Origin of the sequence: Pseudoalteromonas sp. A757 (assembly GCF_004103285.1) — a bacterium.
GTDB lineage: Bacteria > Pseudomonadota > Gammaproteobacteria > Enterobacterales > Alteromonadaceae > Pseudoalteromonas > Pseudoalteromonas galatheae.
This window is the reverse complement of sequence record NZ_QNQN01000056.1, coordinates 81,212-92,830: the sequence shown is the minus strand read 5'-3', so window position 1 is coordinate 92,830 and position 11,619 is coordinate 81,212. Positions and strand designations below refer to the sequence as shown.

The following is an 11,619-nucleotide window of genomic DNA, read 5'->3' as shown; positions in this document are numbered from 1 at the left end:
GCCAGACAAGACTTAGCCGACATCCTGTCGGCATATTGCATATCGACTTATGCTTTTCGGGTGTGATGGAGGGGGAAATAAGTTGCTTGTGAGATCGTCTACGATTTTTACGATTAAGCCGTTTGCAAGGGTTACAAAAACTATCAGCGTAGCCTCCAAGCTCACAGTGTAAATAGTTTTGTGGGAGGCGGTTCACCCGCCGAGAAGTATGTTTTTCGGTTGCGGTAAAGGGATTAGTATTGACTGCGAGTTCTAGTTTTTCTCTTAAAAGTAGCTAAGTAGTTTGCAAGCACCACAAGAATTTATCAGCGCCTTGTGTCTCCCTCATCACACCCAAAGTAAATTGCCAATGAGTCATTTCAACGCATGGATGCGTGAAAAGCGGTGACAGGGCCAAGGATGGCCCTTACACAGCGGTGACGTTCATATTGGTAATTTACTTGAGGAGTCAGTGTGGTGTTGGGAGTGCCTTTTCTTTTGCTACATTTTCTTTGGGCAAGCAAAGAAAAGGTAGTCGTAGCCCATGGATGGGCGTCGAAATCGGTCAGGAGGACGAGCTGGCTTTACGATACATTTCGAGTTATCAGCCGTTAGCAACATAAACCTCCATGTTTAATATCAAAGCGCATCCATGCGCTCCTCGTTCATTCTTTTTAAACGACGAAAAAGAACGAACCAAGAAAACGTCGCCCCAACATCACACTCAATCCTCCAATCCTAAGCCGATATAGTGCAACCGTCTTGTAAGGCACATCCATGATGCCAGACAAGACTTAGCCGACATCCTGTCGGCATATTGCATATCGACTTATGCTTTTCGGGTGTGATGGAGGGGGAATAAGTTGCTTGTGAGATCTTCCAAGGTTTTAGCCGTAAAGCTGCTGAAAGTATTGTAAAAACTATCAGCGTAGCCTCCAAACTCACAGTGTAAATAGTTTTGTGGGAGGCGGTTCACCCGCCGAGCAGTTATGTTTTTCGAGTGATGAGGGGGTCTTTTCTTTAGGCGTCAAAGAAAAAGTAGTCGTAGCCTATGGGGGGCGAAGTCAGTCAGGAGGGGGAGCTGGCTTAACTCATAACAGCGATATATGGACAGGAATGTTGAGCGTGATACATGAATTAAACAGAATTCATGGCCATTAACCCAATTCTGTCAATTTATAGTAGAATAGCTAACTTAGTGATGAGGTACTGCTGCTGTGTTAAAAGCGTTTAGTACCCTATGTTGTATCCTTTACTTATCTCTTGCTTCGTATGAATGGTGCTATGGTAGGTGTGAGTTTGGCAAGGTATTCAACATATGAGCTTTTAAAGTTAATTAATACAGGTGGTTATAATGGCAATACAGTGGTTCCCAGGGCATATGAATAAAGCGCGCAATGAGATCAAAGAGATCATGCCGCAGATGGATGTCATTATTGAAGTGCTGGATGCTCGTATTCCATATAGTAGCGAAAACCCGATGGTAGGGCAGTTACGCGGTGATAAGCCTGTTATCAAAATCATGAACAAAGCGGACCTTGCCGATCCTGAACTGACCAAGCAGTGGATGGAGTATTTTGAACGTGAGAGCGGTGTAAAAGCGCTGGCGTTTGGTCATGATAAGGCGAATGAAGTACAGCGTATTAATGCGCTTTGCAAAAAGCTTGCACCTCATAAAGTGGGTCAAGATAAGCAGCTAAAAGCCATGATCATGGGTATTCCAAATGTGGGTAAATCGACGCTTATCAATACACTTGCCGGCAGAATTGTTGCAAAAACCGGGAATGAACCTGCGGTAACTAAAGCGCAACAGCGTATTAAGCTTGAAGACGGCATTATGCTTTACGATACGCCGGGTATGTTGTGGCCAAAGGTTGAGAACGAAAACTCGGGCTATCGTTTGGCGGCAACGGGTGCTATTCGCGATACGGCTATCAATTATGAAGAAGTGGCGAGTTACACCGCTGAATATCTGCTAGGTGCATATCCAGAGCTTTTAAAAGCACGTTACAAGCTCGACGAATTACCGGACTGTGATTGGACATTTATCGAAATGGCTGGCCGCAAGCGCGGTTGTGTAAAGGGTGGCAATCAGGTCGATACGCATAAGATGTCTGAGATTTTAATCAACGAACTGCGCGATGCTGTTATTGGGCAGATCACGATGGAAACACCGGAAATGCGTGAGTCGGAAGAGGAAATGGTTGCTGAACTAAGAGCACAAGCTGAGGCCAAAAAGGCTGCGCGTGAAGACGAAAAACGTCAGCGCCGCGCAAGAGCGCGTAAGAATCGCCGCTAAGCGGCGAATTTGGTTTGATTCCGGCCTTGTTTGGCACGATAGAGCGCGGCATCGGCGCGCTTTATAAAACCATCTTCTGATTCATCAATATGGTATTGTGCAACGCCAATACTGACTGTCACTTTGACCTCACATTCGGCCTGCTCTAGTGCAACATGGATCTTCTCAGCAATCGCAATTCCTTGCTCTAACGTTGCTTTGGGTAGCAATACCATAAACTCTTCGCCTCCCCAGCGGCACAGCAAACCGCTGTTTTCTATCTGGCGTTTACATACGTTCGAGAAGCATTGCAGCACTCTGTCGCCTACCACATGGCCATGTTGATCGTTCACTTGTTTAAAGTGGTCAATGTCCATCATCAACATCACTACAGGGGTTGATTGGGTGCGCGCCTTCGCTAAATGGTGCTGAAGCAGGGGCTCGAAGGCTTGACGATTAAAGGTATCGGTGAGTTTGTCGTACTTCGCCATTTTTTCTAAGCGTTTTTGATAATGATTAAACGTCAACTGCGCCACGGCCAATATTAATAGGGTGACGAGGCTCCCTACCCATAAATTGGTTGTGAGGATGTCGCTTATTCCACTTGATTTATCTATTGTTTGCTCAACAATTAAGTACCAGCCTATTGAGTCCAAATAGCGCGAATGAACAAACTCGGCATGGTCGTCGGTTTCCAACTGAAATTGATATTCAGATTGATTGAGCAGCGCCGTTGCTTGGGTTGGAAAACGGTCATGAATACTGGTGCCAGATAGAGTTTGATCGTTAAAAAATAATAGCCTGCCTTTGTGGTCAATAAAATACAGCTTGCGCGCGTAACTGGCTTCGTATTGTTCAATTAAATTGTGTAAATCAGCCAATAAGATACCAACCCCAACAACACCAATTACATCGTTGTTTTGTTTTATTTTATGATTAACATAAACAATAGCTTCGTTGTTGTCTCTTGGATCTATATCAACATTGAGCGCATAATCTGTATCGTTATGCAGGCTTTCTCGATACCAATCGTTTTGTTTGGCACGGATGTCTAACTGCTGGGAGTTACCATCAAAGTGGTAATAAGTGAGGCTCTTGTCATCCACTAAAAAGCTCGTTTTTGCGTGATGTAATGCTCGAGTACCTTCTAAGTAGCTGAAAATAAGCGTAGGGTCTTGCTGTGAAGACGTTAGCCAACGTTTAATAAAGACGTTATTTGCCATTTGCTGAGAAATAATGATTGGAGCTTGCAGCCGTTTTTGGATGTCTAAATCAATCAGATGGCTGGTGAGTGGTAGAGCATCATCGCTCACTCCTTTATACAACGACTGTTTAGCGTGCTCGATGCTTATCCAGCTGGTGAAAATAAACCCTACCAGCAGCAGCAGGCTTAACAACATGTTATAACGGTAGCGTCGAGCGTTCATATTATTGTTATTTTTGGAAAAATAGAATGATACGGATTCTAATAAAAGAAAACGATTACACGACATTACAGCTGAATAAACGCTGATAGAAAATGTAGGCATAAAAAAAGCCCTGAGCCGGGCTTTTTGATTCATATCTACCGTCACCGATATGAGCAATGTAGCAAGTAAAAAGTGGTTGCCAGTGATACACATCAAGGGGCGTTGTAGCACATCACCGACAACACGATTCAGGGTCGAATCAGCAAGAGTATGTCCTCTTGTTGATATTGATTATCAATTAGATTTACCCTTGGGTCAACATCTTTTTGAAAATAATTCTCATTAATATTTGTGTGGTTGTTTTTCGGTAAGCGCTGAAAGTAGATATAAATTTTGGGCATAAAAAAAGCCCTGAGCAGGGCTTTTTACGTTCATATCTACCGTCACCGATATGAGCAATGTAGCAAGTAAATTGTGAGAATAAACTTAGTCAGGTTTAGGGGCGACTGAATTAAGTTCATTCAAGCCATTAACGTTGGCCAGCCGTGTTTCAGGGTCGAGAAACAAACTAGAGTACCAATGCCAATCTCAAGATAGCGAGTACATCTGGTAGACAGGGCTTTACAACTATCAACCTTACTAACTGAGTTGGCGAAACAACACGTTGCCGTCTTGTTGATAGTGATTATCAGTTAGATCTAACAATGAGTCAATACTTTTTTGAAAATAATTCTCATTAATATTAGGGTGGCTATTTTTCTAGCAAATACCGAAGTAAAAATAAACTTTGGACATAAAAAAAGCCCTGAGCAGGGCTTTTTGATTTCATATCTACCGTCACCGATATGAGCAATGTAGCAAGTAAAAGTGGAGTTAGCGTCTAAATACGAGGAGCAATGCAAGTGCCTGCTAACGTCCTTTGGTAGTTGTGGATACCAGCCTTGTTTCGGGTCAAGAAACTATTGTGATAACAAGTTGAGCCGTCACTCTCGTCTTGTTGATATTGATTATCAGTTAGATTTGTAGAACTGTCAACGGTCTTTTTGAAAATAATTCTTATTTAGATCTAAGTGGTTGGAATTACACCAAATTTAAATTTATTGAGTGTATTGTTTTATTAATGTGATGGTTTTTGGTGTGTTTTATATCTATTTCTGTTTTTCGAAGGGGAAAGCTTTAATTATCTCGAGACTTTGGTTAATTAGTATAGAAGAAGTAAAAGCCGACCAAAGCTACGGTAGCATTGGCCGACCAGAGAGAAGCTATCATTTAAATTAAGGGTGTGCCTGTAGTGACTGCCATGGGATCACCGGCGCATCATTGCTGCTTGGGCGAGTAAATTCGCTGAGGTAAGGCGTGGGTCCCGTGAAGAAACCTGTATTACGTAAGTAAAACCGGTTTTGCTCCTCACCACCTTGATAATCCAAACGCGACCCTTTTCTGGCGGTGGCGTCATAAGTGAATTTAGCTTGATTTAACTCAACCCAGTTACCCTGGGTGTCACGCAAAAACTGACGGTTATAAAATGCTTTACGCTCAAGCTGTCCGGCTTCGGGTAAAAAGTTTTCCAAAAAGCTATGCGGTCTTGCAACATAGGTATTGGTTTCAGGGCGGCTAAAGGCTGCGATCAGCTTCCATTGACCGGTTTCTGGCGCATAAAAATAGCCTCGATACTCAGTATGGCCTGCATTAATTGTACTGGGCTCAATATTGACTAAAAAGCGATATGTCGTATCAGGCTGCCAGTTATAACGTAAATAGCTTTGTCCTCCAGAACCTTCATTGCCAAATTCACCGACGTAAACGCCTTCGCCTTTAGCGAGTAATTTGATTTTAAGATTGTCAGGAATCGTGCTCGGATCATCGGTTTGATATGGGCTCCAAACCGAAAACAGCACGCGACGCTCGGTGGGCGAGTTGACCTGAATACCAAAGTAACCTTCGCCAAAACCATTCGCCATAAAATACGAGCCTTGTGGATCGTAGCCAGATGGCACCGTTACTTCGTTGTAAAACCAGTTATAGTCCTTTTTGTCAGGTACGGTATAGGAAAGGTGTACTGAAGGGCCGCGACGACCCCAGTAAAAGTCTTCTTTGACATAGTTAGGTGCAGGGGTCATGGCCTCACCATCGAGACTGAGCCCGGTAATGGCGGGAAAGGTACTGTTTCGCCCTTTGGCTAATGTGTCACCGGCTATTTGGACAGTTTGATAGCCAACTTGCGTCACGGCAAAGTCACCGACTTTAACCTTAGTCGGGCTTTGTCTATCGAGGTTAAGCGCCACTTGTTTATTGTTATGCTTTACCAGCAATGTACTTGGTGCTCTTGGTTTCTCAAGGTGTAAAAAGAGGGTATAGGTGCCAACGTTATTGGCATAAAAATAGTGATTAAATCTAAGCTGCTTATCTTGCCATGGGGCAATTCCGGCTTGAGTTATATATTGCCTGCTGGCGTCAATATCGTTGTTGACCCAAGCATTACCGTAACTGCTGATATAAGCCTCTTGTGCTGAAGCAAATAGCGAGGCGCACAGCAGTATCGGTGTCATTATTGTATTCTTCATCTTAAGTTCCTTGAATGGGGCGCGTTGCCCCATATTGATTTAGAAAGAAGTGTTAATGCCTAAACTGATACTGCGGCCGTAACGGCTCAAGTGGCTCACTTGCTCTTGGGTTTTAATATATGACCATTGACGCTCATTGGTGAGGTTGGTCACGTTTAGGTCAATCCGTGTCTTTGCAGTAAGATTATAGCTGGCACTGAAATCAAATTGACCATAATCCGCTGCCCATTCTGGGCCGCCCCACGCATCTGGATACTTCAGGTAATCATCTCGCCAGTTGTAAGCGATACGCGCTTGGTAGTCATCCTTCTCATAATAGATAACCGCATTGTAAGAATGCTCAGACATTCCAGCGAACGGTAGCTCGTCTTTTTCGGGGTCGTCGTATTTACTATCCGTAAATGTGTAGTTGATTTGCATACCTAGGCCATCAAATGGTGCTGGTAGCAATTCCTCAAACGACTGTTGGTAAGCAATTTCGAAACCTTTGATCTCTGCTCCTGCTTCTGAACGTGGAGATACTTGGGTAAATTCCGGACCGTCAACTTCAACGCCGTCTTTTATGAATTTACCTACTTTTATCGTACCGATACGTCCCTGAGCGATAACCGATTTAATGTCTTTGTAATAGGTTGCAAAGGTGAGCGCACCATAATCAGAGAAGTACCATTCTAGTCCCAAATCAAGTTGGTCTGCTCTAAGTGGCTTGATCCCAGGGTTGGCAAGGTTAAGCTCAAACTTACTGAAATTAATTGAGCTATATGGGGTTAGAAAATCGATGCTAGGTCTGGTGATAACTTTAGCCGCGCTGGTTCTAAATAACAGTGAGTCTGTTATTTCTAACTTAAAGTTCATGCTAGGCAGTACATCAGTGTAGTCATCTTCTACGTAAGAATCGGAGTAATAATCGGCAATATCCCCTTCTATGCGATAGATAATATCGCCATCTTCGTCTTCTTCTACGTTGTATACCAGACTTGGGTAATCAAAAACGTAGCCATCAGAGGTGATCTCGGTTTTGATTGCTCTTACGCCTAGGTTTAAGTTGTAAGGCATTTCCGACAGCTCGCCGACTAGATTGGTCTCTAAATAAAGTGCAAACGTTGACTCAGAAAGCTCGTAGGAATCTTTAGGACTCTTGGAAGCTCTAATTTTTTCATCTGCGGCTTGGGCATTAATGGATTGATAAAAAGCATAGAGTTTGTCGTAGTCGAAGCTGGCCCACGGTGCAGGGTGCATGCCCGGCTCACCATCTAGGAAGTTATCAAAGTTGGCGGGAACAAGTACATCTGCGGGTAGTCTAAATAAGTTAAGGCCACCGAGCTTTTCTACGCTTGAATTATCAAAGCTGTCGTAATCTGAGTTTTTAAAATAAGCCCCACCATTACTAAACATCGATGGGTTATTTGATTTACTTACGTCTCTGCCTTTAGTTTGCTTTCCGTAATGAAAGCCAAACTTGATGTCTTTGACAAATTCCCATTCTGGAATAAATGTTCCCTCGAGCCTTAACTCTTCAACATCACTGATCACTTCCGTGCCATAGTTGTAGCTGTAATGAGCACCAAAGGGTTGATCGGCATTAAGTGCTGGTGACATGGTCACATCTGGCAGGAGGTTGTCGCCTGTTTGATCTATGGTGATAGTATCAACAAAGCCACGTGCCACAATGTAGCGGTTGTCGCCATCATTGATCCGCTCAGCACGGGACTTAGACACGTCAAATTCAAGCGTTAGATCGCTGGTAGCATACCACTTGAAGTTAAGACCGGCCTGCCAAGTGTCGGTATTGCGAGGCTCAGAGACGTTCAGTAGCTCAGCCATTGCACCATCGACTAACTCAATGTAGTTGACGTTGCCATCTTCATTAAATTTTAACTCACCTACTGCTGGGATCCCCGGTGTCCAAGGTTCATCATAGGTGACGAAAGAGATTTGATATTTTTCACCGTCGGTTTTGTAGCTTGAGTATAAGCTATCAAAGGTGACATCAATATCATTCGTTGGACGCCATTGTAAGGCGAGGCTTGCACCAATGCGCTCACGTTCGTCTTGCCAGTTCGAGTAGCGTACATATCCTGGGATCATTGATGGATGTACTTTCTCGCCCTCATCTAGCTCACCATTTCGGTTACTATCAACTGGGACTCGCACATCGGTATTTTCTTCTGGATCGTAAAATCCTTGTCCTTCGTAGGAGTCTTCGCGTTGTGTTCGCTCTGAATAAACGGCGGTGAATAGCGCGCCAAAGGTATTGTCAAAAAAGGTATCACTAATGAGGAAGGAGGCTTGAGGGTTGGTATCGCCGGTACGTTCTTCGTAAATAGCTTTGGCACTTCCGGCGAGGGTAAAACCATCCATATCTAACGGTCGGCGGGTTTTTATATTGATGACTGAACCAATCCCCCCTTCTTGCGTTTGTGCTTGTGGTGATTTGTACACTTCTAATGCTTGAACCATCTCAGGCGCAATCAAATCGAAGTTAAAGTCACGGCTAGTGTGTTCAGATGCCATTCTACGACCATTGATGGTGGTAACGTTAAAGTCCCCGCCAAGACCCCGCACTGTGACGTTTTGTCCTTCACCTGCGTTACGGGTAATAGCGATACCCGTCATTCGTTGTAGCGCTTCAGCTAGGTTTTGATCTGGGAACTTACCAATGTCTTCGGCAACGATGGCATCCATTACGCCGACGGCGTTTTTCTTGAGAAAGAGTGACTCTTTGATACTGGAACGTACGCCACGTACTTCAATTTTCTCGACTTGTTGCTTGGCTTTATCTTGCTCGTCGGATCCGCTGTTCTGTTCTGTTTCCTGTGCATGCGCGTATTGGGACAGGGCACAGCTCACGGCCAATCCCACAGCACACAGTTTTAGAGTGTGTTTCATCTTGTTGTCCTGTTGAGTGTTGTTATTATTGCGCCCGCTATACGAGCGCTTATTCAGGCATTGTTAGTACTTGCTATAGATAACGTATTTAACCTTTGGTTAGTTATGTGACAATGCCTAGTGGTGCTGCAGTGCGCCATGTGCCCCTAGTGAAATCTGGGAAGTCCTTGCTATTACTTCTGTCTGCAACTGAGTCCATTGAAAGAGGGAAGACCGCTGACCAAGCAGCTGCGTCGTAAACATCCTGATCTAGCGGCTCGCCATTACGAAGGCAGTAAATAATGCGCCAGAACATTAAGAAATCCATGCCACCATGGCCGCCGTTGCGCTCAGCTTCAGCCCCCATTTTTTGCCAAAGTGGATGATCGTATTTGCCGTACCAATCATTCATGTCGTAATCCCACTCGTGAAAGCTCTTACTCCCGCCGTTTTCAAGCGCGATGCGGTTGGGGAATCCTGCAAATACGCCGTTAGTACCTTGAATTAAATTATGGCGGGAGTAAGGGCGTGGGGTAGTGGTATCGTGCTGTACCATGATCGAACGACCTTTGATGGTTTTAATGATGCTGGTGTTCATATCTCCAGCAATATAGTTCAGTTGGTTTCGTTCATGATTTGCTGGAAACTCACGTTTGGCATAGGCTGCACGACCAAGTGCTGGGGAACTCATGGACGAGATATAGTCGAAGCGATCGCCACGGTTGATATTCATATATTGAGAAATAGGGCCTAAGCCATGAGTGGGGTAGAGATTACCGTCGCGTTTGGTATGCCAGTGTGTACGCCATGAGCCGGTTTTATGCTCAATTTCTTTCATTTGCCAACGAAGTTCATGGATATAAGCCGCTTCACCGTGTAGTAACTCACCGAATAGCCCTTGGCGAACCATGTTTAATACCATCAGCTCGTCGCGGCCATAGCAAACGTTTTCCAACATCATGCAGTTCTTTTGCGTGCGCTCTGCGGTATTTACCAATTGCCACGCTTCTTCTATGGTTACTGCAGCTGGCACTTCAACCAAAGCGTGTTTGCCACTTTCCATTGTGTCTACCGCCATAGGCGTATGCCATTTCCAAGGCGTAGAGATGATCACAATATCAATGTCATCGCGCGCCAACATGCGGCGATAGTCCATATCGCTCTTGCCATAAGTTGCTGGCTTGGGTAAACCCTTGTCGACAACAATTTTAACGGCTCTATCGACGACTTCTTGGTGCGTATCGCAAATGGCCTTGATCTCGACACCATCAAGATGGCAAAAGTGTTTTACCGCGCCAACACCACGTTGACCCACACCAATAAAGCCCACTCGCACGACATCCAGTTTCGGTACGACTAGACCTTGAACTGAATTTCCTTGTGGCTTTGGTGTAAGCGGCGTCTTATTATTGTTACTTGCGCAGCCAACCACTGCGCTTGTTGCTGCGATAGCAGCCATTGATTGAAGAAATCGCCGGCGGTTTAGATCACCCATAATAACCTCTTAGTTGTTCACTCTTGTTGTTAAAAACGAAATGTTATTTTTGGTTATTATTACGGCAGTTTTATTTTGAACGCAAGAAAAATATCTTTCATATTCTTTCGTTTTATTTTCGGTTTGTTTCTTATTTAAATTTAAATCATTATAAAACAGATATTTACGTCTGTTTTTGTTTAAAGTTAAAAAAATAAATTGAAAGCAAATGAAAGGTGTGTAGACTAAATTCAACCAAAACGAAAGGAGGTGTCATGCTGAACACCATCGAAAGACGCCACGAAATCGTTCAACTCGTTGGTCAAACGGAACGAGTAGAAGTATCCGAGCTGGCAGAACAATTTGGTGTATCAACCGTGACGATCAGAAATGATCTCAATGCCTTACATGATAAAGGATTGTTGGTTCGCTCTCATGGCGGTGCCGTTGCGAGTTCTAGGTTAACCAAAGAGCTCACCATAGCGGAAAAGCACGATCATCATCACCAAGTGAAAGTCGAGCTCGGAAAGTTAGTGGCGGGTCTTATAGGCAATAATGAGTCTATTATTCTAGACTCTGGTACCACCACAGAAGAGGTTGCGAAGCAGCTGACTGAGCATCAACAGTTAGTGGTGATGACTAATGGTCTTAACGTGGCGCAAGCACTCGTTGCAGCCGATGGCGTTGAAGTGTTGATGACCGGAGGCTCACTGCGTAAAAAGTCGCTGTCGTTTTATGGCAGTCACGCAGAAGATCAGCTAAAGCAATATCACTTTGACCGTCTGGTGCTCGGTGTTGATGGATTCTCTGTTGATGTTGGTGTAACAACACACTTTGAGCCAGAAGCCGCGCTTAACCGCGAGATGTGTAAAGCTGCAAAGCAAGTCATAGTGGTGACGGACTCCAGCAAGTTCGATCGTAAAGGTGTACATCGTATTATCGCCTGCGAAGAAATTGACGTTTTGGTAACGGACAGTGGTATTCCAGCTGATATTCATCAGCAATTGGTTGCCGCCGGAATTGAGGTACATTTAATAACGTCTTAAG

The 11,619-nt window shown here is 44.3% G+C and carries 6 protein-coding genes; 2 read left to right on the top strand and 4 right to left on the bottom strand.

All coding sequences use genetic code 11. The features are described from left to right. Positions 1-1,333: 1,333 nt before the first annotated feature. Positions 1,334-2,278 carry a ribosome biogenesis GTPase YlqF gene (ylqF, locus tag DRB05_RS03735; RefSeq protein WP_039493363.1) on the top strand — a complete coding sequence of 315 codons (945 nt, stop codon included), beginning with the start codon at positions 1,334-1,336 and terminating at the stop codon, positions 2,276-2,278. On the opposite strand, the gene DRB05_RS03730 is transcribed toward ylqF, so the two are convergent. The 4 genes from DRB05_RS03730 to DRB05_RS03710 form a co-directional block, all read right to left on the bottom strand. Further along, entirely contained in the window at positions 2,275-3,684 is a 1,410-nt protein-coding gene (locus tag DRB05_RS03730) for a sensor domain-containing diguanylate cyclase (RefSeq protein ID WP_128725738.1), read from the bottom strand. The genes ylqF and DRB05_RS03730 overlap by 4 nt on opposite strands. 1,256 nt (positions 3,685-4,940) lie before the next feature. Then, positions 4,941-6,230: a DUF3472 domain-containing protein gene (locus tag DRB05_RS03720; RefSeq protein WP_128725737.1), complete on the bottom strand. Its 1,290-nt coding sequence runs from the start codon at positions 6,228-6,230 to the stop codon at positions 4,941-4,943. A gap of 39 nt (positions 6,231-6,269) precedes the next feature. After that, positions 6,270-9,119 (bottom strand): TonB-dependent receptor, encoded by a 2,850-nt coding sequence (locus DRB05_RS03715; RefSeq protein WP_128725736.1) that lies wholly within the window; start codon positions 9,117-9,119, stop codon positions 6,270-6,272. 103 nt (positions 9,120-9,222) lie between these two features. After that, positions 9,223-10,593 carry a Gfo/Idh/MocA family oxidoreductase gene (locus DRB05_RS03710; RefSeq protein WP_128725735.1) on the bottom strand — a complete coding sequence of 457 codons (1,371 nt, stop codon included), beginning with the start codon at positions 10,591-10,593 and terminating at the stop codon, positions 9,223-9,225. Positions 10,594-10,847: 254 nt separating this feature from the next. Here DRB05_RS03710 and agaR point away from each other — a divergent pair, with 254 nt between their 5' ends. Continuing rightward, entirely contained in the window at positions 10,848-11,618 is a 771-nt protein-coding gene (gene agaR, locus DRB05_RS03705) for a transcriptional repressor AgaR (RefSeq protein ID WP_128725734.1), read from the top strand. Position 11,619: the final 1 nt, after the last annotated feature.